Source organism: Desulfoplanes formicivorans, from assembly GCF_001748225.1.
Taxonomy (GTDB): Bacteria; Desulfobacterota; Desulfovibrionia; order Desulfovibrionales; family Desulfomicrobiaceae; genus Desulfoplanes; species Desulfoplanes formicivorans.
The window spans coordinates 239,215-264,876 of the sequence record NZ_BDFE01000016.1; the positions used below are offsets into that span (position 1 = coordinate 239,215).

A 25,662-nucleotide genomic window follows, 5' to 3' on the forward strand; every position below is an offset into this window, starting at 1 on the left:
CTGCTGCAGGCATCAACCAACAGGATGATTGCCATGGACAAGGTGCTCAAGATATTGATCGTGGACGATGAAGCAGGGGTCCGCGAAAGCCTGGCCGACTACCTGGAGGACCTGGGATTTACGGTGTTCACGGCAGAAAACGGCGAAAAGGCATTGGACGTGCTCGCCGACCATCCCATGGACTTGGCCATTGTCGATGTTCGACTGCCCGGCATTGACGGAACCCAAACCATTGTCAAGGCAAGAAACATCCAGCCAGACCTCAGGTATATCGTTCATACGGGCTCGGTCACCTATCAAATCGCACCAGAGCTCAAGGCCATGGGCATAACGTCCGAACAAATCCTGCACAAACCCGTTTCCAATCTGGAAACGATCATTCAAACCATCCGCAGGGTCATGCACGTATCCACCGAATGAACAAGCGTTCCTGTACTCCGATCTTCCCGCACAGCATCCACCAGGCTTCCGCATACCTGCATCCCGGCATGATCAAAATCCTTGTTTCCCTGTATCTCTATTTCCGCGTCGCCCCTTTTCCCCATCTGACCAGCATCAAGGTCTCCCTGCTGTCCTGGATGGCCGGGATCAAGGCCAGGGAACTCCTGGTCACGGACATGGTCGGATGGGCATGGATGTTCATGATTTTATGCGGTCTGTTTGCATGGGGCGTGATTCTCTGTCAGGCCGATGCCCTGTCCCGTTTTCAAGAATTCAAGAGGTTGGTGGAAATCACGAACCGGTACGGATTCCGAACCCGCTTTTTCAAACTGTTTGCCTCATCGCGTTGCCAACGCGACGCCGCTCTGGCCGCAGCCCGGCAGGCAGGTCTCTGTCACCAGGCCAGGGAGTATTTCAAAAGTCTCGGGTACAAATGGTACCACATCCTTCCAGATACCATCCTCCAGAACCCCTTGTGCTTTTTTCATCCCGGTTTCCTCATGGCCACCTTCATTCCCCGGCAGGTACGCAAACGATGGCGACTGGCGGACACCCCCCGCCGTCTGGCATAGCCACCATAATGTCCTTGACAAAAATCACTGGTTTTTTTTTAGTATAGAACGTCTGATCCCCCTGCTGTTTTCTCCCTCGCCATAACCTGGAGGTTGTGCATGCGCGCTCTGAAAATCATTCTCATTATCTGCTGCATCCTGATCATCCTAGTTGGCGGAACCATGGCCGCTCTTTTCTTTCTCGTCGATCCCAACGACTACAAGGAGGACATAGCTGCCGCAGTCAAAAAACAAACCGGCAGGGAACTCACCATCCCCGGAGATATCAATATGTCCGTGTTTCCCTGGCTGGGCCTCGAACTGGGTCGGGTCAGCCTGGGGAATGCGCCCGCATTCTCGGACAAGATGTTTGCCGAAATTGACAAGGCCCAGATACGCATCAAGCTCCTGCCCCTGCTGCACAAGGAAATTCGCATTGGAACCATTGTCCTGGACGGATTCCGACTCAACCTGGAAAAAGGACCCCAGGGAACCACCAATTGGTCGGATCTGGGCACAAAGGATACCCCCCCATCCGACAAGCCGGTTCCGGACCAACAACCCCAACAAGCTCCCGATGCCCAGCGCAAGGGCCTTGCTCTGGCCGCCCTGACCATTGACGGGGTGCGGATCACCAACGGTCAAATTACCCTGCACGACCTGGTCAACAAGGTTTCGACCAAGCTGACCAATGTGGAGATGTCCGCCGACCATATCACTCTGGGTTCTCCCTTTGACCTTTTTTTCGCCTTTGATGTGCAGATGTCCGAACCCCAACTCACGGCCCGAATCACCTTCAAGGGAACTCCCCTTGTCGATCCCCAGTCCGGAACCTACTCCGTATCAGCGGCCGCCCTGAACATGAGCGGAACAGGTCAGGCTCTTCCCGGCGGCAAACTGGATCTCGACCTGACCATGGACATGGCCGCCGATCTCCGTCAGGAAACCCTGACCATCTCCCATATCCAGCTGTCCTCCCATGGCCTGCAGCTCACCGGCGCCATCAACGGCCAAACCATCCTTGCCGAGCCCAGGCTCAAGGGGGACTTGCACCTGGCCCCCTTCAATCCCAAGAAATTTTTGACAACCATGGGACTTCCCCCCGTGCAGACCGCCGACCCCACTGCCCTGACCAACCTGCAGGCAGACATGAACTTCTCGGCTGGAAAAGATCAGGCAGCCCTGACCGCTTTGACCATGAAGCTGGACGCGACCACGGTGCAGGGAACCGGTCAGGTCAAGCATTTTGACCATCCGGCCATAACCTTTCAGGTTCACGTGGATACCATCAATGTAGACCGGTATCTTGTAGCCGCCCCGGACGACGGGACCAGCGAATCGGATGCTGCCCAATCGAACAGGCAAGCCTCTTCTCCGAGCCGATCATCCAAAACGGCCACCAGCACCCAAACGGAAGTCGTCCCCATTCCCCTGCCCCTGGACACCTTGCGAAACCTGGATGTCAACGGCAAACTGACCATGGACACCATCACGGTGAACAAGCTCAACCTGTCCTCCCTGCTGGTCCAGCTGGTTGCCAAACAGGGGCTGATCACCATGGATCCCATCGCGGCCAACCTGTATGAAGGAACCTTTGACGGAACTACCGTGCTTGATGTGCGGGGCAAGACCCCCAAGATGCATGTGACCCACCGGATCTCCTCCATACAAATGGGACCGCTGCTCAAGGACATGACCGGTAAGGACACCCTCACCGGAACCACCATGAGTTCGGGCTCCCTGAGCACTTCAGGGATGAGCGTCAACGAACTCAAGGCCGGACTGAACGGCAAGATGGCCTTTGAATTCAAGGATGGAGCCATCAAGGGAATCAACCTGCCCAAAATGATCAGGGACGCAGTGACCAGGATCAAGGGCGGAACACCCGACCCCTCTGATGTCAACCAGACGGACTTTGCCTCCCTTGGCGGGACAGCCACCATCACCCGGGGAATTGTGGACAACCGGGATCTGCTCATGATGTCCCCGCTCATGCGGGTCAATGGTTCCGGAACCTTTGATCTGCCCAGGGAAGGCATGGATTACCTGCTCAAGGCCACCATTGTCTCCAGCCTCAAGGGTCAGCAGGGAGAGCCCCTGGCCGAGCTCGCCGGACTGACCGTACCCGTGCGTATCTCCGGCACCTTTGCCAAGCCGTCCTTCCGGTTGGACATCGGGAGTCTGCTCAGGGACAAGGGGTTGCAGGAACTCAAGGAAAAGGCCACGGAAAAGCTGTTCAAGGACAAAAAGCCCGGCGGCATCGACCCGGGCAAAGTGCTGGAAGGCTTGTTCAAGTAACACGGCAGAATCCGTTTCAAAGGCGGAATCCTGTTCATGCAACAAAGGCTGCCCAATGGCAGCCTTTGTTGCATGAACACACCCGATGCGTTCTGTCAGAATGAACACGTATACCCCTTCTACGATGATCCGCGAGCACGCCGTTGGGGCCACTCGGCCAGAACCATGGCCCCGAAAATGAAAAGGGCCCCAAGCCACCCCCACTTGCCCAACCGTTCATGGGCGAACACATGGGCGTACACGGCCCCAAAAACCGGTTCCAGACAAAAGATGAGGGCGGTTTTCACCGGGGAGGTATACCGCTGCATGGACGTCTGAACCAGAAAGGCAAAAACCGTGGCAAAAACCACGCAAATAACCATGGCCCAGAGGATGTCCGGTTCCCAGAAAACCACCTCATACCCCCGGGTCCAGGCGCACATGTTGGAGCACAGGGCCACCATGCCGATTTGAACGGCCGTAAGCCAGTAGGCGTCGCAGTTTTGAACAAACCTGGCCGTATAAATGATGTGCAGGGCAATGGAAACAGCGCAGAGAATGACAATGAGATCTCCCTTGTTCACGGCCATGGTACCGTCGGTACACAGGAAGAACAGCCCGGCCCCGGCAAGAGCCACGCTGATACCGAGCTTGAATCCCAGGGGTCGGCCAAAAAACAGCCCGCCCAGAACCGGAACCAGAATGACGTTGAGCCCGGTGACAAACCCGGTGTTGGAAGCGGTTGTGAACAGCAACCCCATGGTCTGGAAGGCATACCCGCCGAACAGAAGCAGGCCGAGCACCCCCCCCTTCCAGAAAATGTCCCGGGAAAAACCCTGGCGTCTGTACAGGCAAAAGGGAAGAAGCAGCAGGGCCGAAAGGGTGAACCGTTGTCCGAGAAAGGCAAACAGGTCCACCTGGGCAATGGCATCCTTGACCAGGGTAAAGGTGATTCCCCAGAAAAAGGTCACCACCACAAGCATGGCCTCGGCTGCCCAGGTATGGTCTTGGAAAAAGGATGGTTTCATGACAGAAGGGCATGTACGATAGAAGCTACCGGGCAGCAAGCCCGGACCCAGGCCCTTGGCGCCGGTTTTTTTCGTTGCACTTTGGGGCCAGAAACTATACAGAATGCATGTTTGCAGCTGTTCAAACGCTTATACATGCATTTCAACTATTTGAAATTCAAAATTAATTTGAAATTTTAACCCGAATTGTCAAAAATGTTGAAACCCGGGAAATGCCAAAGCCGGGTGGCAGAAAGGCCAACCACCTGACATTTCCTGAACATATGAACCTTTTGACATCCAGGATGCTGCATGTTGCAAACGCTCCTGAATGGTTGCATGTGTTGTTGTGCTGTTGCATTTGTGGATGATCCTCTTCAGGACCATCCGTTCAAACGGCCAGAAGGTCACATCGCATTGGCAACGATCCCTGATCCCCTCCGGTCCGTTGCAATCCCATATTCGCGTTTTTACCCTGAACACGACTCTACGACAATCACGGAGGACGCATCATGATTCCCGACAATCTCTTGTACACCAAATCACACGAATGGGCCAAAATCCAAGGCGAAGAAGCCGTTATCGGCATCACCCAGTTCGCCCAGGAACAGCTTGGCGACCTCACCTTTGTGGAACTTCCTGAAGCAGGGCAAACCATATCTGCTGGTGAAGAAATGGGCACGGTCGAATCTGTCAAGGCGGCCAGCGAAATCTACGCCCCCATCTCCGGCGAGGTTGTGGAGGTAAACAGCGAGCTGGAAGATGCCCCGGAAAAGGTGAATGAAGATCCCTACGGCCAGGGATGGCTCATCAAAATCAAGATCGCCGAGGTTCCGGAAAATCTGCTTTCTCCCTCCCAGTACGAGGCCCATATCGCCGAGGAAGCCCACTAGGCCAGCAACATGATTATCCCTGACAGATCCCTTTTTCCTGACAGGAAATCAACACCATCGAGGCGTGCCCTGTGGCCCGCCTTTCTTTTTTGAAACACTGGAGTACCCCATGCCCTACATTCCGCACACCCCAGACGAGCAGCAGGCCATGCTCGCCACCATTGGCGTTCCGGACATGGCCGCCCTGTTTGCGGACATTCCCCCGGAGCTTCGACCCAAAAGTTTTGACCTTCCCCAGGGCCAAAGCGAGATGAGCGTGCTTTCGCACATGGAAGAGCTCGCTGCTCGCAACAGCACCGATCTGACCAGTTTTCTCGGTGCCGGGTTCTACGACCACTACAATCCGGCAGCCATCAAGGCCCTGGCCTCGCGGGGAGAATTTTTCACCGCCTACACTCCCTACCAGCCCGAGGCCTCCCAGGGCACCCTGCAGGCCATTTTCGAATACCAGACCTCCATTTGTCGCCTTCTGGACATGGAGTATTCCAACGCCTCCCTGTACGACGGGGGCACGGCCATTTATGAAGCCATAATGATGGCCGTGCGCAAAACCAGAAAGCGCACCAAAATTCTGGTCTCCCAGGGGGTCAACCCCATCTACAGGACCATGCTCGACTCCTACACCACCAATCTGAATCTGGAGTTGATCACGGTTCCCCACAACCAGGGACAAACCGATGTGGCGGCCCTCATGGACCATCTGGATGAGGACATTGCCGCCATCATTGTCCAGAATCCCAACTTTTTCGGTTCGGCCAACGACTTTACCCAACTCTTTGAACAGGCCCGGAAAAACGGGGTGGTCTCCATTCTCTCGGTTTACCCGGTCATGCAGTCGGTTCTCAAAACCCCGGGGGAGATGGGCGCCGACATTGCCGTGGCCGAAGGCCAGTCCCTGGGTCTTCCCCTGAGTTTTGGCGGTCCCTACCTGGGCATCATGACCTGCACCAAACCCCTCATCAGACAGATGCCCGGACGCATCGTGGGCAAGACAACCGATGTGGACGGCAAAACCGGGTACGTGCTCACCCTGCAGGCCAGGGAACAGCACATCAGACGTCACAAGGCCACGTCCAACATCTGCTCCAACCAGTCGTTATGCGCGGTCTGTTCCCTCATGTATCTGGCCCTGCTCGGCCCCGAGGGTCTCAAACGCACGGCCGAACTTTCCATACAGCAGGCCCATTACGCTGCAGAACGCCTGACCAGTATCCCCGGGGTGTCCTTGTACAACAAGACCCCCTTTACCAACGAATTCGTGCTCAGTCTGCCCTGCGAAGCCTCCAAGGTGATCAACGCCCTGGTGGACAAGAAGTTCATCCCGGGATTTCCCCTGGGACGGTATTATGAGGGGATGGACAATATGCTTCTGGTGGCGTGCACGGAAAAGACTTCCAATCAGGACATCGGCATCCTGGCAGAACTCATGGGAGGTGTGCTGTGAAAACCATGTTCCAAACATCCACTCCCGGCCGCAAGGGTGTATGGCCCAAGGCCGCTGACAAAGGTGCAGCCCATTTTCTTCCGGACAATCTCCTCAGGGGCAGGGATCTTCCCCTGGCAGAATTGAGTGAACTGGATGTGGTCCGCCACTTCACCCGCCTTTCCCGCCTCAACTTCAGTGTGGACGGCAACATGTATCCCCTGGGTTCCTGCACCATGAAGTACAATCCCAGGTTCACCGAAGAGGTGGCAGCCCTTCCGGGATTTGCCAGACTCCATCCCCTGGTTCCCCAGATTCGGGGGGCCGGCAAGCTCACCCAGGGCGCATTGGAGGTGATCTATCACCTGGAAGAATTGTTGTGCGAACTCACGGGCATGGCCGGATTCACCCTCCAGCCCATGGCCGGAGCCCACGGCGAGCTCACCGGGGTCATGCTCATCGCGGCCTATCATCGGGACAAGGGGAACAAGAAGACCAAGATCATTGTTCCCGACTCGGCCCATGGCACCAATCCGGCCTCGGCAACCATTGCCGGATTTAACGTTGTGTCCATCGAATCCAAGGACGGAATCATTGATCCCGAGGCCCTGGAAGCGGTCATGGACGATCAGGTGGCCGGCATCATGATGACCTGTCCCAACACGTTGGGGCTTTTTGAGCGCAACCTCCCCAAAATCGTGCAACTGGCACGAAAGCACGACGCCCTGCTCTACTATGACGGAGCCAATTTCAACGCCATCATGGGCAAATTGCGACCAGGAGACGCCGGGTTCGACGTTGTCCACCTGAACCTGCACAAAACCTTTGCCACCCCCCATGGCGGCGGCGGTCCGGGATCAGGCCCTGTGGGCGTATCCGAACGACTTCTGGAGTACCTGCCCATCTCCCGGGTTGTACGTCTTGAAGACGGCCAGTACTTTCTGGATTACGATTATCCCAAATCCATCGGATACATTGCCCCGTTTTACGGGAATTTCGGCGTGTTCCTCAAGGCCTACGCCTACATCCTCCGTCTGGGCAGACAGGGCATCATCAATGCCACGGAGAACGCCGTGCTCGCAGCCAACTACCTGCGCAAACGCCTCGAAAACCACCTGGAAATTCCGTACAACCGGATCTGCATGCACGAGTTCGTATCTTCGGCCGTGAACCAGGCCAAAAAGGGCGTCCGGGCCCTGGATATTGCCAAGGGTCTTCTGGACAAGGGTCACTACGCCCCGACCATCTACTTCCCCCTTATCGTGCACGAATGTCTGATGATCGAACCCACGGAAACCGAATCCAAGGAGACCCTGGACCGGTTCGTGGACGACCTCATTGACATCCTGGCCAAGTCGGAAACAGATCCGGAATCCCTGCACCAGGCACCCGTGACAACTTCGGTCCGCCGACTGGACGAGGTCAAGGCGGCCCGTGCCATGGAGTTGAAGGAATAAAAGAAAGTGCGCAGTGCACAGGACGCAGTGCGCAGATGCACAACAGATTGCCGATACATGGCAGGGGCGGCGCTCCGTCCCTGCATGTTTTCGGCATCTTTTCCCGGAGGGACCCATGCAAACATACGATCTGATCATCATCGGTTCCGGACCGGGCGGGTATGCAGCCGCCCTGGCCGCCGGCAAGGCAGGACTTGTGACCGCTCTTGTGGAATCCGGACCCCTTGGGGGCACGTGCCTCAACTGGGGCTGCATCCCCACCAAACTCTTTTTGGGAGCCACCGAACCCATTGCCGGAATCAGGGCCCAGGAACGTTTGCGTTTGGCCTCCGGGTCCATGACTGTTGATCTTCCGGCCCTTCAGAGACGCAAGGATACCATGGTCGGAGCCAGCCGCAAAGCCATTGAGCAATCCCTGACCAGGGTAAACGTGGAGCTCATCCGGGGACGGGCCCGGCTCGCCTCGCCCACATCAATCATCGTGAATAACGCGGATAATGGCGAGGAGACCGAATTGGGATTCGCCAAGCTGATCATTGCCACGGGATCAAGCCCCTCTTTTTTCCCGGGCATGGAACCCGATCACCAGACCATTCTTGATTCCACGGATCTGCTCGATCTTGCCGAGGCACCCGAATCCCTGGCCATCATCGGTGCCGGAGCCATCGGCCTGGAAATGGGCCAGTTCTGGGAACGCCTGGGCACAAAAATCACCCTCATCGAGGGCATGGACCGGGTAGCGCCCACCGAAGATCCGGAAATTTCCAAGGTGATAACCACAGCCCTCAAACGGGCCAAATGGAAGATCAGTACAGGGAAAAAAGTCGCCAGTATCCAGGCAGAAAACAACAAAGCCGTTGTCACCCTGGAAGACGGAACCACCTTTGAAGCGGACAAGGCCCTGGTGGCCGTGGGCAGGAAGCCCAATACGGAAGGTTTGAACCTGGAAGCGGCAGCCATCGCCACCCAGGGAAGAGGCTGGATCACTACAGACGATTGTCTCCTGGCGGGCGAAAACATCTACGCCATCGGCGACGTCAACGGCCGGACCCTGCTGGCCCATGCGGCATCGGACCAGGCCGAATATGTTATCCGGCACATTCTGGAACAAACATCCGATCCCTACGGACCCGGTCCCATCCCCGGGTGCATCTACGGCTCCATGGAAGCCATCCGCACGGGGTTCACGGCCGAGGAACTGACCACGCAGGGCAAAACCGTAACCATATCCAGGGCCATGCTCAGCGCCAATCCCATCAGCCAGTCCCACGGCGCACCAGCCGGCCTGGTCAAGGTTGTCTGGTCCCAGGGAAAAGTCATGGGCATCAGTGCCGTGGGCCACGGGGTATCCCATCTGATCACCCTGTGCGAGGTCGTGGTCAAGGAAGGCTGGACAAGGGAAAAGGCCGAGAACATTGTTTTTGCCCATCCCACGCTGGACGAGGCATTGAAAGAGGCCTTGCTGGCCCAACAGGCGTAAAATTCATGGAGACGGGAGACAGGAGACGAGACCACCTGTCTCCCGTCTTTCCTTATCAATCCTTTATCCTTCTTCAAGAGCCCCCATGTTCCAGATGACACCCCGCGGTCCCTTCCGCATCAATCATCCCATCATCCTGGCCTCGGCATCCCCCAGGCGGCAGGCCCTGCTCAGTTCCCTGGGCATCCATTTCGAGGTCATTCCGGCCAGGACCAAGGAACCGGCTCCTGATGCAGACGAAGCCCCGTGCGCCTATGCCCAGCGCATGGCCGTGTTCAAGGCCCAGGAGATCGCCAACAAGCGTCCCGAGGCCATTGTCATCGGCGCCGACACCATCGTGATCCAGGGTTCCACCATCCTGGGCAAACCCCGTTCACGGGAAGATGCTCTAGCCATGCTCACCCGCCTTTGCGGTACCACCCACGAGGTCATCACGGGGTGCTGCATCATGCACAAGGCAGACAACCGCTGCGAGCGCACAAGCGTCTCCACCCGGGTCAACATGCCTCCCCAGGACCAGGCTATCATTGAGGCCTACATCGCCACGGGCGAGCCCATGGACAAGGCAGGCAGCTACGCCATCCAGGGGGTGGGCGGTTTTCTGGTCAGCGACATAAGGGGATCCTACACCAATGTGGTGGGACTGCCCCTGACAGAAATCCTGAAGATTCTGCTGGATTGGGAAGCAGTGATCCCGGCGGGAACGAAAATCCGGTCATGATCTGTAGTAATGCAAATCTTTGATTGCTGTGCACCCAAGTCTTTCCACAAAAGACCGAACTGCGGCCCCCCTTTGTATCCCTCAATGTTCTTTCAATACACCGCACCAAGCCCCTCTATGAGTAGCTTCAGGCCAGCTACAGAATTCCGCAACATCGGAGACAGACCGGCCTGAACGCATTCCGCTCCTTCTGCCCCCTTGCTACCTGCTCCTTGTGAACGCTTGGTTGAGGTCACTGCCAGCACTGCAGTCCTATCAAAAAGCGTTCACCATCCGACAACCAGGAGTGCACTCCCCCGAGATGAAAAGCCCAACGCATGATGCCTGGAAACCATTCATCCACCTGCTGGCAGAGTCTCCTCTACCAGACACAACAGAAGAATCCAGCGGCTGAAATTGGCATCCCAGACAAACAAGCTCATCCAATTCGTTGGACTGACTCATGCGGGGTGGAAACCGTAATCAATGAAGTTCTCCAGAACAAGGCTAATTTGTCCATCCAAAAGGGATGTTTGACGTGTCATGTCGGATTCGGATATTTGAATGAAGTTTTTCTTCAAACAGATGTATTCTGTCCTTTTCCTCCACGGCCCATAAGAGAACTGCAAAAACCTTGGGGGACCAATAACACCGTTTATAAATGGATTAAGCAGAGTGAAATGCCGACGTACCTCAGGGGTCGTCTTTGAAAATGGGAAAAACACAGGTTGATGTCGGGATCGAGACTGGCAAGGCTACGCATCACAATAAGGTGTAACCAGAAAAATGATTACGAACTATCATGCAAATTATTATGCTCATGAATTGAGTCGCATCGGTGGAACCGGCGCGGACCGCCTTGACCGTGCATTATTTGATGCGTGCGTAGATCTAAACCCACACCAGATTGAGGCTGCCCTTTTTGCCTTACGCTCACCATTATCCCAAGGGGTGCTGCTGGCCGATGAAGTCGGTTTAGGAAAAACCATCGAGGCTGGACTGGTCGTGTGCCAATACTGGGCAGAACGAAAACGAAACATCATGGTCATTAGTCCTGCCTCCCTACGCAAGCAGTGGGCGCAAGAATTGTCCGAAAAATTTAACCTTCCTTCCATTGTACTTGATGCTAAAACCTATAATGACCTGCAGAAATCTGATATTTCAAATCCGTTTAGGAATAGACAAATCATTATTTGCTCGATGCATTTTGCCGCCAGACGAGCTGAAGAGATCAAAGAAATCGCCTGGGACCTTATAATTATCGATGAAGCCCACAAACTCCGCAATGCCTACCGGACAAGCAATCATTTGGGACAACGCATACGTTGGGGCACTGAAGGCCGGAAAAAATTACTCCTGACCGCGACACCATTGCAAAACTCGCTGTTGGAACTGTACGGGCTCTCCACACTGATTGACCAAAGACTGTTTGGTGATCTGGCTTCATTCCGAACTCAATACGTAAACTATGGAGGAAATCTTCCGGATTTACGAGATCGATTGCGTAATTTTTGCTGGAGAAACCTGCGTCGCCATGTCGTTGAATTCGTACGTTATACTGAACGTAAGCCCATTACAGTACCTTTTAAACCTACTACTCAGGAACAAAAGCTGTATGAGGCTGTTTCCAGCTATCTCATGCGTGAGGAAACGTATGCACTTCCATCGGGACAAAAACATTTGCTCATACTTCTTGTTCGGAAGGTTCTTGCATCCTCGCCCCGCGCTCTTGTCGGAACACTTGAAATCATGCGCGATCGTCTGCTTAAACTGCGAGACAAGACCAAACAAGACGCAACCATCCTTGATAAATTGATTTCCGACGAAGATATCGACAATGATCTCCTTGATGAAATTCTCGACGGCCAGGAAGATGTGTCCCCCAAGGATAAAAACCCGATACCAGCGCCGCAAGCTCAAACGATTGACTTGCAAAAACTCAACGCAGAGATCCAGGAGCTCACCGACTATATCCGTTGGGCCAAAAATCTTGGTATTGACACCAAAACCAAAGCGCTTTTGAAAGCCTTGGACATCGGCTTTAATGCCATGGAGGAAATGGGTGCTGCCAAAAAAGTGGTCATTTTTACCGAATCCCGTCGGACACAAATCTGGTTGCAAAACTTCCTTGAAGAAAATGGCTATGCCGGACAGGTGCTGACATTTAATGGGAGCAACCAGGATGATGCTTCCACCCAAATTTATCATGACTGGCTTGCGGCCAACAAGCAATCAGGTCGCGCAACGGGATCACGCCAGATAGATATCAAAACAGCCATCATTGATCGTTTCCGGGACCAAGCAAATATTTTGATCGCGACAGAAGCTGGGGCTGAGGGCTTGAACCTGCAATTCTGTTCAGCTGTTATCAATTTTGATTTACCATGGAACCCCCAGCGTATCGAGCAGAGGATTGGCCGGTGCCACCGATACGGCCAAAAACATGACGTCGTGGTCATTAATTTTCTCAACGAGAAAAACGAAGCCGATCGGAGAGTTCACGAATTACTGGAACAAAAATTTAATTTGTTTACCGGTATCTTCGGGGCCAGTGATGATGTGCTCGGTTCCATCGAATCCGGGGTAGATTTTGAACGTCGCATCCTGGAGATCTACCAGGGATGCAGGAGTGAAGAAGAGATCAGGGCCGCCTTTGAAAAATTGCAGACCGAACTGGATGAACAGATTCAAACCAAAATGCGTGACACCAGGAAAATACTCCTGGAACACTTTGACGAGGACGTACACGAACGGTTGAAAGTGAATCTGGCAGGAACCCATGAACGGCTAGACCGCATCGGCCGTCTATTCTGGGCTGTGACAACGCACGTATTGCATCATCATGCCAAGTTTGATGATCAGAACTTCTCCTTCATTCTTCAAAACAGCCCGATTCAACAGGTATCACAAGGGCGTTATCATCTCATCTCCAAAACCCATGAAAACGTGCCTGGTGAATATCTATACCGTCTAAGCCATCCATTGGGAGAGTACGTCATCCACAAAGCTGCAAACTTGGCGTGCCCTCCTGCAGAAGTACTCTTTGATATTTCGAACCACTCAACTCGTATCGCCGTGGTGGAACGCCTCAAAGGACGATCTGGATGGCTCAGCCTCCAACACCTGCTCATCAATTCATTCGATGCCGAGGAATATCTGCTTTTTTCTGGAATGGACGATACTGGCACCCCCCTCGATCAGGAGACGTGTGAGAAACTTTTTCATTGTAGCGGTCAGGTACGTGCCATTACCGAAATTCCAAGTTCTGTTCTGGAAAACCTCAAAGCGAACCAGAAGCGCCACGCCCAAGCAACCTTGGCTAAAAATCTTGAAGAAAACAATCGCCACTTTTCTGAGGCGCGTGACCAGCTCGACAAATGGGCTGAAGACATGGAAATGGCGGCCCAAAAAAAATTGGACGACACCAAACGACAAATTCGCGACCTGCAACGGCGCAGCCGCCAAGCCCCGACCATCGAGGAGCAGTACAGTTTACAAGCAGAAATTGCTCAACTCGAGCGGAAAAAACGCACCTTACGCGAGCAAATCTTTGACATCGAGGATGAGATCGCTGAAAAACGTGATCGCCTCGTTGAATCGCTCGAAAAACGTATGCAACAGAAAACAAAAGTCACGCCAGTGTTCACTATTCGGTGGAGCGTGATTTAAGGAAGCAGGAGATAACCATGCCATCTGTCGAACAACTTCGCAGCCGCCTTTTGAAAAAACTTTCCGAGCTGTTTCAACTCGATCAGCCGGATCTCGATTTCGGCTTTTACCGCATCATGCACGCCAAGGCACAGGAAGTTCAGGATTTCATCAGCACAGACCTGTTGAAAATCGTGAAGGATGCCTTTGGTGAGGTGGATGAAGCCCGAAAGGCTGATCTACAGGCAAAGATAGATGAAGAAATCAAAGCAGCAAAAGAATACGGTGTTGCCAATCCCGAAAATTCCCCCAAGGTCAAGGAAGCTTTAGCAGCCTTCGAAACGGCCAAAAATACGGCCAGCGCTGAAGCCGATGTGTATGACCACCTGTATCGTTTTTTTGAGCGCTACTATGACGACGGGGACTTTATCTCCCGCCGCTATTACACTCGGGAAACATCCGGCAAGGCCGCACCTTATGCCGTGCCCTATAACGGCGAAGAAGTAAAACTTATCTGGGCCAACATGGACCAGTATTACATCAAAAGTGCCGAGTACTTCTCCAACTTTACGTTTGATCTGCAACAGGCCAGGGAAGTTCAGGCCAAAACAGGGGCGCTTGATTTCGGAACGCAAAAGAAGCCGCTTCCAGTGCATTTCAGAATCGTGGACGCCACTGAAGGCGAACACGGTAACGTCAAGGCCAGCGATCAGAGCAAGCGTTTCTTTATTATCCACAAAAAAAATCCAGTGGAATTCACAAAAACCGGTGAGCTGATCTGCAATTTTGAATACCGGCCTGATCCGGAAAAAACCGGTCAGGAAAAAAGCTGGCGCGACAAGCGCAATGCCGAGGCGGTGGAGGTAATTCTGAATCACCTTGAGGGCATGCCGGAGGCTGCGGACTACCAGCGCCTGCTCCAGATTGCGGCCCCGACGGAGAAAGACAAAAAACGCCCACTGCTGGCCAAATACGTCAACCAGTACACCGCCCGCAACACTATGGACTATTTCATCCATAAGGACTTGGGCGGTTTCCTGCGCCGGGAGCTGGACTTCTACATCAAGAATGAGGTCATGCGCCTCGATGATATTGAAAACGCCAACGCCCCGGCGGTGGAAAGCTATCTGGCCAAGATTAAAGTGCTGCGCAAGATTGCCACCAAGCTGATCGACTTTCTCGCCCAGCTGGAGGATTTTCAGAAAAAGCTCTGGCTCAAGAAGAAGTTTGTGGTCGAGACAAACTACTGCATCACGCTGGATCGGGTGCCAGAGGAACTGTATCCGGAGATTGCGACCAATGAGGCACAGATTGAAGAATGGATCAAGCTCTTTTCCATCGACGAGATTCAGGCCGATCTGCACAGCCCGGGATTCTCACTGCCTTTAACGGTCGATTTCCTCAAAGCCAACAACAAGCTGGTGCTGGATACCCGCTTTTTTAATGACAGCTTCAAGGCGCAGCTGGTGGCGTTGATTGAGAACTTTGATGAGCAGTGCGATGGATTGTTGATTCATTCGGAAAATTTCCAGGCGTTGAATTTAATTGCCGACACTGTTTCACAAAACATTTCAAATATCTTTATTGACCCACCGTACAATACCGGGGACGACGGTTTTGTTTATAAAGATAATTATCAGTCTTCGTCATGGCTAACCATGATCAGCGACAGGATAAATTCTGGAATACGCCTTATAAGTAATGATGGTGTTTTATTTGCGAGTATCGGCGATGAAGAACAGGAACACCTATCTACTCTTATCCGGCAACAATACGGAAAAAGGAATTTCTTCGCAAATTTAATTTGGGAGAAAAAGAAAAAAGGGAGTTTTTTAAATGGGAAAATTGTGAGGATGAAGGATTATGTTCTTTGTGTTTCAAAGTCTGATGCCGCTTTTCGGGGACTTATTGGTGAGGTCGCTCGCAAGTCTGAAACTTATCCAGTAATCAAAACGACGAACGCTAGGGGTGTCAGGACGATTAAAGCTGGTATCTCCAGTAAATATAGGGAAAAAAATTGCCGGGTTGCGGCTGGAACCCGAATTAGTTCCGGAAATATGGAGTTAATTCTTCTTTCGGACTTGGTCATCGAGAATGGTATTCTCGCGCAAGATGTCGAAGTTGATAGCAATTGGATTTATGGGCAGGATTCGCTTGACAAGTATGCGGCGGATAAATCGCTTTATATTACTCAGGATTTGTATTTCCGCCGCGTCGTAAATGAGCCTCGTTTCAAAAGAATGCGGGATATTCTGCCGAGAGTTGGCGATGAAGGCGAGACTGACTTTCGTGCTTTCGATGTTGAGAACCTTAACAAGTATGGTTGGGGATCCAACGAAGATGCGAATGACGAATTGCATCAAATCCTAGGTGAGCAATATGTCGTTTCGTACCCAAAACCATCAAAGCTAATTACCCTTCTCTTTGCGGCGTCTAGGCATAATGAGGGTGTTTGGATGGATTATTATGCTGGTTCGGGGACATCTGGTCACGCCGTCATCAACCTCAACCGGGGAGACGGCGGCAAGCGCAAATACATCCTCGTGGAGATGAGCGATTATTTCGATACGGTGCTCAAGCCCCGTATCGCCAAGGTGGTGTATTCCAAAGACTGGAAAGACGGCAAACCCACGGCCCGCGATACCGGCATTTCCCACTGTTTCAAATACCTGTGTCTGGAATCCTACGAAGACACGCTGAACAATCTGCGCTTTAATGATGAGCCGAGCAAAAGCCCGCTGTTGAAGAATGCTTCCCTTAAGGAAGACTACATGCTCCGTTATCTGCTGGATGTGGAGACCCGGGGCAGTCAGTCGATTTTGAATATTGATGCCTTTACCGACCCGACCGCCTACACCCTGAAGGTGAAAAAGCCGGGCACGGACGAGTATGTGACCCGGACGATAGATCTGATCGAAACCTTCAACTATCTGATCGGCCTGCGCGTGGAACACTACAGCGCGCCGCAGACCTTCACCGCACAGTTCAAGCGCACTACCGACCCGGAACTGCCTGAGGACCAGCGCACCAGGCTTGCGGTGGATGGCCGCATCCAACAGGATGACAATGGTCCATGGTGGTTCCGCAAGGTCGAAGGCTGGGTGCCTGCGGATCGGGCTCATCCCGATAACGGCCAGCGGGAAAAGGTGCTCATCGTCTGGCGCAAGCTCACCGGCAACATCGAACAGGACAACCTGATGCTGGACGAGTGGTTCCGGAAAAACCGCATCAGCACCCGTGATTTCGAATTCGACACCATCTACGTTAATGGCAGCAACAATCTGCCCAACCTGAAGCAGGACGATGAACACTGGAAAGTACGGCTGATTGAAGAAGCGTTCATGAAGCGGATGTGGGAGGTGGAAGGGTGAAGCCATATCAACCCGACAAGCTGCCTCTCGATGGCCTGGACTATAAACGGTTATTGGCCCTGGTTGGGGATGCCAATGCGGAACTGGCCCGTTACGACGGCCTGCTGCAGGGCATCGTAAATCCCGCGATTATGCTCTCGCCGTTGACCAACGAGGAAGCCGTGCTTTCTTCAAAAATTGAAGGAACCCAGGCGACTGTTGACGATGTATTGGAGCAGGAGGCCGGCCTTCTTAAAGACGGCGAAAAGGCCAAGGATATTCAGGAGATTATCAATTACCGCGAAGCCCTGCGCGCCTCGCATCAGTATCTGAAAGAGCGTCCTATTACCCTGGCATTTGTGCGGGAGCTGCACAAAATTCTGCTTAGCAGTGTGCGCGGTCAGGACAAAACCCCGGGCGAAATACGTACAGAACAAAACTGGATCGGCCGTTATGGCTGCACCATGGAACAGGCTTCTTTTGTGCCGCCAAGCCCTTTGCAGCTTCAGGATCACCTCGATGCCTGGCAGGCTTATCTGGCCGATGATGATATCGATATTCTGTTGCAAACGGCGGTGATGCATGCCCAGTTTGAACTCCTGCACCCGTTCAAGGATGGAAACGGTCGCATCGGTCGAATTCTGATCCCTCTATTTCTCTATCAGAAAAAAAAGATTTCTCAGCCCATGTTCTACTTGAGTGCTTACCTGGAAGCCCACCGGGAAGAATATTATTCACGCCTGCAGGCCATTTCACGGGACGGTGATTGGAACAGCTGGATTGCTTTTTTTCTGCAGGCCATCACGGAACAGGCTAAAAATAACAGCGCCAAGGTGAAAGCCATTATGGGGTTGTACGATGACATGAAGAAGCAGATTCATGAGATCACCCATTCTCAATATACCGTTCATCTGCTGGATGCCATTTTTGATCGCCCGATTTTTGACAGCTCCCATTTGGTCAAGCATGCAGATATTCCTGTTGCATCGGTGAAGTCATTTATTCCCAAACTGAAGAAAGCAGGCATTTTGACTGAAATTCGTCCTGCCCGGGGGCGAACCCCGGCTGTTCTCGCCTTTGGCCAATTGCTCAATATCGCGGAGGGGAAACATGTCTTTTAGTCTTGCCGCTATCCGGATAGCCCCAAATCCTATTGTGGCTATTGTTTTTAATTTTAGTAGCCATAAAGACATTTATGGCTTGCAGAATATCCACAACCTGCTTGGTGGATGGGAAGTGATCAATAACGGTACTCGAACAGGCGGAGATGCTCTTTATACGGCCCAAAATCAACGAGGCACAAATGGCCAAGCGTAAACCAAGAGGCCCAAAGCAGCATGCCTTCCGCAACAAACTGCTGCTCAATCAGTGGCTGGAGAGTCTGTTCGGTATTGATCCGTTGGCGGAGCATACCCTGCGCGGTCGAAAGGTCCGACCGTTCCATTTGTTGGCAGATCCCATCAAAGATCCCCGGTTGGAAGGGCTGGACCACGATAATCTGCACCATTTCTATCATGCGTTGGTGGACAGCAAACCGTTCTGGACCAACAGATGTGCGCTCAGCAAAGAGCAGATTCTTGTTTACGAAGAAAACATCGTGCGCCACACGCAGGCTATCAATAAAAAACGCAACCGGCCGATAGTGTGGAAATATTACCAGTGGCTTAGCCTGCTCTTTGTCGAAATCTATCTGGATCGCTTTTTCGGTAACCGCGAAAGTCTGCTCAACGAGCTTAACACCTTCGTGAAACGTTTTAATTACCAATGGTCAGATTACGCCGATGTACCACCATACACCGATGATGACCTGAACAAAATCTGTATGCAAAACGCAACAGGTAGCGGTAAGACGCTGCTGATGCATATCAACCTACTGCAATTCCGTCACTACGCCGCAAAGCATAGGAAAGAAAAAGAACTTTCCCGGGTCATCCTGCTGACGCCCAACGAAAATTTGTCCGAACAACACATCGCCGAATTCCAAGACAGTGGTATCGAGGCAGGCAGTTATCTACAATCCCGAGGCAGTTTCTTTGGCCTTGCCCAAGGCCTTAATCGCGTGGACGTGCTGGAAATTACCAAACTGGCCGACCAGCAAGGACCAAACACCATTGCAACACGGAGCCTGGGCGATCAGAACCTGCTGCTGGTAGATGAAGGTCATCGCGGTATGAGCGGCAAGGACGAAGGTGCCTGGTTTACCCGACGATCTGATCTCTGCGCCAAGGGGTTTACCTTTGAATATTCGGCGACCTTTGAACAGGCGGTTCAGGCGTCAAAAAACTCCGATTTTGAAAACAGTTATGCCAAAACCGTTATTTTTGATTACTCCTACCGGTGGTTCTATGAGGACGGTTTCGGCAAGGATTATCAAATTCTGAATCTGCCGGAATCGTTCTCTGAGATCCGAGCGGTATATATGACGGCCTGCCTGCTGAAGTTCTATCAGCAGCTCCGCATTTACGAGGAGAAAACAAAAGAGTTCGAGCCGTTCAATCTGGAAAAACCGCTCTGGGTCTTTGTCGGCAGCACCGTTTCTTCCGGGAAGCTTAAAAAAGATGAACAACGGGTCGCGACAGATGTAGCGCAGATTATCCAATTTATCGCCGACTTCCTTGACAACAGCCAGGCGGCGACGCGGCGTATCCAGGAAATCCTCACCGGCAAGGGACAAGATACCGGCCTGCTGGACAAAGAAGGAAACGACATCTTTGCCGGAGCCTTTACCTATCTGGGCCGTGCGATGAACGGCGGCGAAACAGCAGAGACCATTTACCAGGACATTCTCACCAGACTTTTCAATCATGCGGCGGGCGGCCATTTGTCACTGGAGCGTATCAAGGGCGAATCGGGAGAAGTGGCCTTGCGTGCAGGCACAAGTGAAACGCCCTTCGGCCTGATTAACGTCGGGGATGCCAAAAGCCTATGCGACCATGTAGTCGAGGTGGCGGAACAGAACGGCACAATACTGACCGTGGAAGATAGCAACTTTACGGAAGCGTTGTTTGCCTCGGTGAGGGATTCCGCATCCCCAGTCAACCTGCTGATCGGCTCCAAAAAATTTGTGGAAGGCTGGGACTGCTGGCGCGTCAGCACCATGGGCCTGATGCATGTCGGCCGCTCGGAAGGCTCGCAGATCATTCAGCTTTTCGGCCGCGGTGTACGCTTGAAAGGCTATGAATGGAGTCTTAAACGCAGTGGCCATTCCCATGCTCCGGTCCGCCCGACTTTCATCGAGGAAATCGAAACCCTCAATGTATTCGGCATCGAAGCCGACTTTATGGAAAAATTCCGTGAGTTTCTCAAAGAGGAAGGGCTTCCGGGCAATGAACGTCGCAAAATCATTACCATTCCGCTCAACGTCACCTATGATTTCGGTAAAAAGCTTAAAATCCTACGCCCTAAACGGAAAGCCTCGAACGGCAAGGAATACGACTTCAAGAAAGATGCTGCAGTGCCCGCGGTCGGAGATATCCCGGAGTACATGACGCATAACACGGTGGTGGCCGACTGGTATCCGCGTATCGCCGCCATGCGCTCCCGCGGTACCGCACTGGCAACCCGCAAAGACAAGGTGATCTTGCGCCAGCAGCATCTGGCTCTACTGGATTATGATGCACTTTATTTTGAGCTGGAGCAGTTTAAACGCGAACGAAGCTGGTACAACTTTAACATCACCAAGGAAGGCATTAAACAACTGTTGGAAAATCCCGTCTGGTACACCCTTTACCTTCCCGAAACCCGCCTGAACCCGACTACTTTTGACGGGGTGCTATTGCTGCAGCAAGTGGCATCCGAGCTGTTGAAGCGCTACTGTGACCACTACTACAACTACCGCAAGCGCGAATACATCGAACCGCGACTGGAACTTCGTGAGCTCACGTTCAATGATGACAATATTCCGCAAGAGGAATGTTATCAGCTCATTGTGGATGGCGATGAAGAACAGGTCATTCAGGGAATTCAACAGATCAAGAAAGACCTGGAACTGAAAAAAAATGAGCTACTAAAGGTTGGTGATCTAAACGCCTGCAATTTCGGCAGACATCTGTTCCAGCCACTCTTTCACGTCCGGCGCGGAGGAAAAATTACGATTCTTCCGGTCGCCCTGAACGAAAGCGAATATCAGTTCGTCACTGATCTGAAAACCTGGTGCGACACCCGAAAAGCCGATTTGGAAAAAGAAGGAATGGAACTCTTCCTGCTCAGGAATATGAGCCGGGGCAAAGGCGTTGGATTTTTCGAGGCGGGTAACTTTCACCCCGATTTCATTTTGTGGATGTTGGTGGAGGGTAAGCAGTACGTTACTTTTATCGAGCCGCACGGCCTTTTGCACGAAGGCCCGGGCAGCGAGAAGGTTCTGTTCCACGAGCGAGTCAAGAATATCGAACAACGTCTGAATGATCCAAACGTGATCCTGAACAGTTTCATTCTTTCCTGGACACGGTACCCGCAACTGCAATGGGACAAAACCCAAGACGAACTCGAGGAGATGCACGTACTGTTCATGACCGATGACCAAGACAGATACATCGACAAACTTTTTGCTCGGCTGAGGGGAATGATGGCATAAACATGCTCAGCAACCTTTGCGGTACCACCCACGAGGTCATCACGGGGTGCTGCATCATGCACAAGGCAGCCAACCGCTGCGAACGCACAAGCGTCTCCACCCGGGTCAACATGCCGCCCCAGGACCGGACTATCCTTGAGGCCTACATTGCCACGGGCGAGCCCATGGACAAGGCAGGCAGCTATGCCATTCAAGGGGTGGGCGGTTTCCTGGTCAGCGACATAAGGGGATCCTACACCAATGTGGTGGGACTGCCCCTGACAGAAATCCTGAAGATTCTGCTGGACTGGAAAACCGTGATCCCGGCAGAAACGAAAATCCAGTCATGATCTCCAAGGCTCGCGGCATGGTCTGTTCCATTGTCTCAACCGCGAGTCTTGGCACCCTTGCCCTTGTCGTCAGGGCAGGGATGGCCATGAGCATCTATCCTTTCAGTCACGGTTCTTCATCACAAGCTGCATGATCTTCTCTGCCCTTGAATCATGAGGACAAAGCCCGCACCCTACTGTCTCCCCGACACCATCTCCCCCAGCCAGATCACCGAATACATGGCCACACCCATCAGGCCGAAAAAAGAGATCAGGGACATGGAGAAGATCTTCAGCACCACATGCTGCAGCATGGGCGAAGAGATATCCCTGATCCACAAAAGATGGGTCGGATCGGTCAGATCCCAGATATGGAGCATGGTCCATTTACTGGTCAGGGCCATGATGGTCAGCTGGTACAAAAAAACCATAATCGCTGTACCCCAGCAGCAATAGGCCGACCAAATCAAACGTAATTTTTTTCTTCCATCCATTGTTCATCCTCTGTATGTTGTACCTGTTGTCATACTACTGGTCCCTTTGACTCATGAAACAGGGTGCACAAAAAAATATGCGCATCTTCTGAAACCAGGAACACCCCATGACTACCAGACATCTTTCCATGACCGACACCCTTCTCATGAACATCGCCACCCTGTGGATAGCCGGACGCGGCCCCAAGGCGCCGGGCACATGGGGATCACTGGCGGCCATGCTGCTGGCACCCTTTGCCTTTCTGCCGCTTCCCCTGCCCTACCGAATCATGATGCTCGCAGTGGTCTTTGTTCTGGGAAGTCTGGCCGCGGCCCGGGTGGAAGTCATCATGGGACAAAAGGACCCGGGGTGCGTGGTCATTGACGAACTTGTGGGCCTCTGGGTCTGCTATCTTTTTTTCCCCTGGCTCTCGCCGCTGCTCTTGGCCATCGGCTTTGTTCTCTTTCGCATCTTTGACATTGCCAAGCCCTGGCCTGTGCGGGCCTCGGAAACCTGGCTCCCGGGTGGATGGTCGGTCATGCTCGACGATGTTTTTGCAGGGGGGTATGCAGGTGCATGCCTGTGGCTGGTCTGGTTTGTGCTGCAATAAAAACCTCGCCCGTGTCGTTGGCATGCAGGGCAGCAAACCGCAGAATGCACTGCATTGCCAAGCCCTTATGGGCTGATGAATCAATTGATAACAGCCAGGGCCCGTACAGGAGAACCATCGCCGTGTCGAATCCTGAGGGGCAGGGCGGTAAAGTAAAATCCCTCCCGGGGCAATTCCCCCACATTGGTCAGATTTTCGATAATCAGGATATTGTGTCCAAGTAAAATGCGGTGGATGGGCAGTTCTTCATCCTCCATGCGATCCATGGAGATGGCATCCACCCCCACCCCCTTGAGACCAAAGCCCGCAAGATACCGGGCCGCCTTGCGGGTCAAAACGGGAAAGCCCGAAAAATAGGCTGGCGTTCCCCACTTCTCCTGCCAGCCTGTCCGAAGAATCAGAAAATCAGCCCGTTCAAGGGATGCTTCCAGGGGAACAAGATCATTCTCGGTAATTTCTGTTTTTCCCCGTGCGTCCAAAAGGCATGCCGGTCCCATGAACCGCTCAGGAGACACAGTGTCCAGACCACCCTGACCACGCAGAACATGCGAAGGATTGTCCATGTGGGTTCCCGTATGCGTGCTCATGGACACAAGCCGTTCTTCAAACCCGTGTTCATCAAGGGTATTGGCCGTATGGATACGGACCGGGGGTGTTCCGGGGAAAACAGGCATTCCGGAATGAATTTCATGGGTTAAATCAATGACGTGCATCGTTCTATCCTTATTGTCATTTGCATAAAAAACGCGGGACCGTTCCTGAAAACAATATCGGCCCCGCGTTTTTTTACTCCCAACTCATTGCGGAAATAAGGTAGAGGGATACGGATCTCCTTTTCCCTGTTTTTCCATAGTGTACCCCCGAACCCATTGCCTTGCAGGGAGAATGTTCATCAATTGCCAGCCTCTGGTTGGATGATTCTAGCACTATCGTCTGCCATCACTTTTTTCTACCGACAAAGAGCAACAAACCATCTCAACATGTCTGGCCTCCCACTTCAACCTGTCGGTCGATTGTTTTCGTCCACAAAAACCACCTTGGGGACATGCTTTTTCGCCTGATCATGCTCCATGCACTGCCAGGAGGCAATGATAACGATATCCCCTTGGGAGACAAGATGTGCAGCAGCCCCATTGATGCAGACCACTCCGCTTCCGGCTCGACCTGCAATGGCGTAGGTATGAAGTCTGGTCCCAGTTGTCACGTTCCAGATATCCACCCGTTCGTTGGGAAGGATATCGGCCAGGGTCATGAGTTCTGCATCAAGGGTAATGCTGCCTTCATAATTGAGATCTGCATCCGTCACAGAGGCACGATGGATTTTGGATTTAAGCATAGTTCGGGTCATAATAAATTTATCCCATAGAAGATGAATATCAATGCAGAACAAAAGCCCCTTAACAAACGATGCGTGCGGGGAGACAGGACACAATCAAAGGCCCATGAGGGAACAAAGTAACTCCGGCATAAAGGAACAATTTTGTCAAAAGAATCCCTTTCAGGGGCCAAAACACATACAATTTTGTCAAAAATTTGCGATCAAAGAAACCCGTTTCAAACATTCTGGTGAAGAAAACCGCGCACATCCACATGCCAATTCGGCAGGCAAAAGGCATGAAAATGGGGCATGCGAACATCAAGATGGTGCAAAAACATGGTGATTGCGTTGTCACCCTGTACCCCTGGCTTGCCGTACAGGGGATCGCCAACAATGGGGTAACAACAGGCCGCCAGATGGGCACGGATCTGATGCCGCTGCCCCTTGCGGATTGCGGCCCTGACCAGGGTATGCTTCCCGATCCGTCCCAGGGGAGTGACCATGGTATGCCGAATGGGATCACTGTTATCCGCAGACAGGACCCGAACCTTGTTCCGCTTGGCTGAATCAATGGCCCGCTTGATGCATATTTCATGATCCGCCTGACCATCCACCAAGGCCAGATAGGTCTTGAGCACCTTGCCGCTCTCCTGCAGCTCAAGATACCTTGCGCGGGCATCCGGAGATCGACCCACCAGGACCAGACCACTGGTCAGATAATCCAGTCGGTTCAACAAGACAGGACATTCGCCCGGAAACAGGTTCGTCAAGGCCTCCTCGACGCTCCCCGGACTTTTCCCCCGCACCGAATGAACACGGGCCGGCTTGAACAGGGCGGCAAACAGGGAAGATTCGGCCACCACCCGGATTCCGGTCACGGCAGTCTTCCTTTTCCCGACGTCAGAACGCGGCGTCACATCCACGATTTGCCCTGCGCGCACCTTGAAGGCTGGCGGACATGACCGCCCCTGAACCCGGATATCCATACGGTGCCACAGGGCGCGCCTTGCCCTAAGGCCCAGATCAGGAAATATCACGGCAAGGGCGGCATCAAGACGAAGGCCGTCAAAATCCCGAGTAACTTCGAAATGGTGTTCACTTCCCAAGGGCTTACAATCCTCAACCAACGGACACGATCCACACGTTGGTTTT

Annotated in this window: 21 protein-coding genes; 16 read left to right on the top strand and 5 right to left on the bottom strand. The window is 52.9% G+C overall.

What is annotated here, in order from left to right; all coding sequences use genetic code 11:
• Positions 1–33 precede the first annotated feature (33 nt).
• The 3 genes from DPF_RS14080 (at position 34) to DPF_RS09045 (ending at position 3,290) form a co-directional block, all read left to right on the top strand.
• Positions 34–420, top strand: a complete 387-nt coding sequence (locus DPF_RS14080; protein WP_069859248.1) for a response regulator — start codon at positions 34–36, stop codon at positions 418–420.
• Positions 421–488: 68 nt separating this feature from the next.
• Positions 489–1,013: a hypothetical protein gene (locus DPF_RS09040; protein WP_069859333.1), complete on the top strand. Its 525-nt coding sequence runs from the start codon at positions 489–491 to the stop codon at positions 1,011–1,013.
• A 99-nt stretch (positions 1,014–1,112) separates the two neighbouring features.
• Positions 1,113–3,290, top strand: coding sequence for an AsmA family protein (locus DPF_RS09045; RefSeq protein ID WP_069859250.1), 2,178 nt, complete (start codon positions 1,113–1,115; stop codon positions 3,288–3,290).
• Positions 3,291–3,409: 119 nt separating this feature from the next.
• Here the strand turns inward: DPF_RS09045 and DPF_RS09050 are convergent, their stop codons facing one another.
• Positions 3,410–4,297, bottom strand: a complete 888-nt coding sequence (locus DPF_RS09050; protein ID WP_069859252.1) for a DMT family transporter — start codon at positions 4,295–4,297, stop codon at positions 3,410–3,412.
• A 491-nt stretch (positions 4,298–4,788) separates the two neighbouring features.
• Here DPF_RS09050 and gcvH point away from each other — a divergent pair, with 491 nt between their 5' ends.
• The 12 genes from gcvH (at position 4,789) to DPF_RS14085 (ending at position 22,263) form a co-directional block, all read left to right on the top strand.
• Entirely contained in the window at positions 4,789–5,169 is a 381-nt protein-coding gene (gene gcvH, locus DPF_RS09055; protein WP_069859254.1) for a glycine cleavage system protein GcvH, read from the top strand.
• A 109-nt stretch (positions 5,170–5,278) separates the two neighbouring features.
• Positions 5,279–6,613, top strand: a complete 1,335-nt coding sequence (gene gcvPA / locus DPF_RS09060; protein ID WP_069859255.1) for an aminomethyl-transferring glycine dehydrogenase subunit GcvPA — start codon at positions 5,279–5,281, stop codon at positions 6,611–6,613.
• Positions 6,610–8,049, top strand: a complete 1,440-nt coding sequence (gene gcvPB, locus DPF_RS09065) for an aminomethyl-transferring glycine dehydrogenase subunit GcvPB (RefSeq protein WP_069859258.1) — start codon at positions 6,610–6,612, stop codon at positions 8,047–8,049. The genes gcvPA and gcvPB overlap by 4 nt, the downstream gene beginning before the upstream one ends.
• Positions 8,050–8,164: 115 nt before the next feature.
• Positions 8,165–9,529, top strand: a complete 1,365-nt coding sequence (locus DPF_RS09070) for a dihydrolipoyl dehydrogenase family protein (RefSeq protein WP_069859260.1) — start codon at positions 8,165–8,167, stop codon at positions 9,527–9,529.
• Between the two features lie 85 nt (positions 9,530–9,614).
• Entirely contained in the window at positions 9,615–10,250 is a 636-nt protein-coding gene (locus tag DPF_RS09075) for a Maf family protein (protein WP_369689589.1), read from the top strand.
• 765 nt (positions 10,251–11,015) lie between these two features.
• The gene (locus DPF_RS09085) at positions 11,016–13,898 is read left to right on the top strand and encodes an SNF2-related protein (RefSeq protein WP_069859264.1); all 2,883 of its coding nucleotides are present in this window, start codon (positions 11,016–11,018) and stop codon (positions 13,896–13,898) included.
• A 17-nt stretch (positions 13,899–13,915) separates the two neighbouring features.
• Positions 13,916–17,248 (top strand): DNA methyltransferase, encoded by a 3,333-nt coding sequence (locus tag DPF_RS09090; protein ID WP_069859266.1) that lies wholly within the window; start codon positions 13,916–13,918, stop codon positions 17,246–17,248.
• Positions 17,245–18,348 carry a Fic family protein gene (locus tag DPF_RS09095; RefSeq protein WP_069859268.1) on the top strand — a complete coding sequence of 368 codons (1,104 nt, stop codon included), beginning with the start codon at positions 17,245–17,247 and terminating at the stop codon, positions 18,346–18,348. The genes DPF_RS09090 and DPF_RS09095 overlap by 4 nt, the downstream gene beginning before the upstream one ends.
• A complete protein-coding gene (locus DPF_RS09100) occupies positions 18,338–18,544 on the top strand; it encodes a hypothetical protein (RefSeq protein WP_069859269.1) in 207 nt (68 codons plus the stop codon). Before DPF_RS09095 ends, DPF_RS09100 begins: the two co-directional genes overlap by 11 nt.
• Positions 18,531–21,800 (top strand): DEAD/DEAH box helicase family protein, encoded by a 3,270-nt coding sequence (locus tag DPF_RS09105; RefSeq protein ID WP_069859272.1) that lies wholly within the window; start codon positions 18,531–18,533, stop codon positions 21,798–21,800. The genes DPF_RS09100 and DPF_RS09105 overlap by 14 nt, the downstream gene beginning before the upstream one ends.
• Positions 21,801–21,802: 2 nt before the next feature.
• Positions 21,803–22,129 (top strand): Maf family protein, encoded by a 327-nt coding sequence (locus DPF_RS09110; RefSeq protein WP_069859274.1) that lies wholly within the window; start codon positions 21,803–21,805, stop codon positions 22,127–22,129.
• Positions 22,126–22,263: a hypothetical protein gene (locus DPF_RS14085; RefSeq protein ID WP_176724219.1), complete on the top strand. Its 138-nt coding sequence runs from the start codon at positions 22,126–22,128 to the stop codon at positions 22,261–22,263. Before DPF_RS09110 ends, DPF_RS14085 begins: the two co-directional genes overlap by 4 nt.
• Before the next feature lie 39 nt (positions 22,264–22,302).
• Here DPF_RS14085 and DPF_RS09115 read toward each other — a convergent pair whose 3' ends face one another.
• Positions 22,303–22,602: a hypothetical protein gene (locus tag DPF_RS09115; RefSeq protein ID WP_141721102.1), complete on the bottom strand. Its 300-nt coding sequence runs from the start codon at positions 22,600–22,602 to the stop codon at positions 22,303–22,305.
• A 107-nt stretch (positions 22,603–22,709) separates the two neighbouring features.
• Between DPF_RS09115 and DPF_RS09120 the strand changes: the two genes are divergently transcribed.
• Entirely contained in the window at positions 22,710–23,192 is a 483-nt protein-coding gene (locus DPF_RS09120; protein ID WP_083254599.1) for a phosphatidylglycerophosphatase A family protein, read from the top strand.
• 80 nt (positions 23,193–23,272) lie between these two features.
• Here DPF_RS09120 and DPF_RS09125 read toward each other — a convergent pair whose 3' ends face one another.
• The 3 genes from DPF_RS09125 to DPF_RS09135 form a co-directional block, all read right to left on the bottom strand.
• On the bottom strand, positions 23,273–23,905 hold the full coding sequence (locus DPF_RS09125; protein WP_069859277.1) for a cyclase family protein: 633 nt from the start codon (positions 23,903–23,905) through the stop codon (positions 23,273–23,275).
• A 284-nt stretch (positions 23,906–24,189) separates the two neighbouring features.
• Positions 24,190–24,540, bottom strand: coding sequence for an aspartate 1-decarboxylase (gene panD, locus DPF_RS09130; protein WP_069859339.1), 351 nt, complete (start codon positions 24,538–24,540; stop codon positions 24,190–24,192).
• 206 nt (positions 24,541–24,746) lie between these two features.
• The gene (locus DPF_RS09135) at positions 24,747–25,616 is read right to left on the bottom strand and encodes a pseudouridine synthase family protein (RefSeq protein ID WP_069859279.1); all 870 of its coding nucleotides are present in this window, start codon (positions 25,614–25,616) and stop codon (positions 24,747–24,749) included.
• Positions 25,617–25,662: the final 46 nt, after the last annotated feature.

Bases quoted from the DNA above. Each gene is read 5' to 3' on its own strand.
- DPF_RS09110 (WP_069859274.1), top strand. From the start codon at position 21,803: ATGCTCAGCAACCTTTGCGGTACCACCCACGAGGTCATCACGGGGTGC.
- DPF_RS14085 (WP_176724219.1), top strand. From the start codon at position 22,126: ATGATCTCCAAGGCTCGCGGCATGGTCTGTTCCATTGTCTCAACCGCG.
- DPF_RS09115 (WP_141721102.1), bottom strand. From the start codon at position 22,602: ATGGATGGAAGAAAAAAATTACGTTTGATTTGGTCGGCCTATTGCTGC.
- DPF_RS09050 (WP_069859252.1), bottom strand. From the start codon at position 4,297: ATGAAACCATCCTTTTTCCAAGACCATACCTGGGCAGCCGAGGCCATG.
- DPF_RS09070 (WP_069859260.1), top strand. From the start codon at position 8,165: ATGCAAACATACGATCTGATCATCATCGGTTCCGGACCGGGCGGGTAT.
- DPF_RS09125 (WP_069859277.1), bottom strand. From the start codon at position 23,905: ATGCACGTCATTGATTTAACCCATGAAATTCATTCCGGAATGCCTGTT.
- DPF_RS14080 (WP_069859248.1), top strand. From the start codon at position 34: ATGGACAAGGTGCTCAAGATATTGATCGTGGACGATGAAGCAGGGGTC.
- DPF_RS09085 (WP_069859264.1), top strand. From the start codon at position 11,016: ATGATTACGAACTATCATGCAAATTATTATGCTCATGAATTGAGTCGC.
- DPF_RS09100 (WP_069859269.1), top strand. From the start codon at position 18,338: ATGTCTTTTAGTCTTGCCGCTATCCGGATAGCCCCAAATCCTATTGTG.
- DPF_RS09090 (WP_069859266.1), top strand. From the start codon at position 13,916: ATGCCATCTGTCGAACAACTTCGCAGCCGCCTTTTGAAAAAACTTTCC.
- DPF_RS09075 (WP_369689589.1), top strand. From the start codon at position 9,615: ATGTTCCAGATGACACCCCGCGGTCCCTTCCGCATCAATCATCCCATC.
- gcvH (WP_069859254.1), top strand. From the start codon at position 4,789: ATGATTCCCGACAATCTCTTGTACACCAAATCACACGAATGGGCCAAA.
- DPF_RS09045 (WP_069859250.1), top strand. From the start codon at position 1,113: ATGCGCGCTCTGAAAATCATTCTCATTATCTGCTGCATCCTGATCATC.
- panD (WP_069859339.1), bottom strand. From the start codon at position 24,540: ATGACCCGAACTATGCTTAAATCCAAAATCCATCGTGCCTCTGTGACG.
- gcvPA (WP_069859255.1), top strand. From the start codon at position 5,279: ATGCCCTACATTCCGCACACCCCAGACGAGCAGCAGGCCATGCTCGCC.
- DPF_RS09105 (WP_069859272.1), top strand. From the start codon at position 18,531: ATGGCCAAGCGTAAACCAAGAGGCCCAAAGCAGCATGCCTTCCGCAAC.
- DPF_RS09120 (WP_083254599.1), top strand. From the start codon at position 22,710: ATGACTACCAGACATCTTTCCATGACCGACACCCTTCTCATGAACATC.
- DPF_RS09040 (WP_069859333.1), top strand. From the start codon at position 489: ATGATCAAAATCCTTGTTTCCCTGTATCTCTATTTCCGCGTCGCCCCT.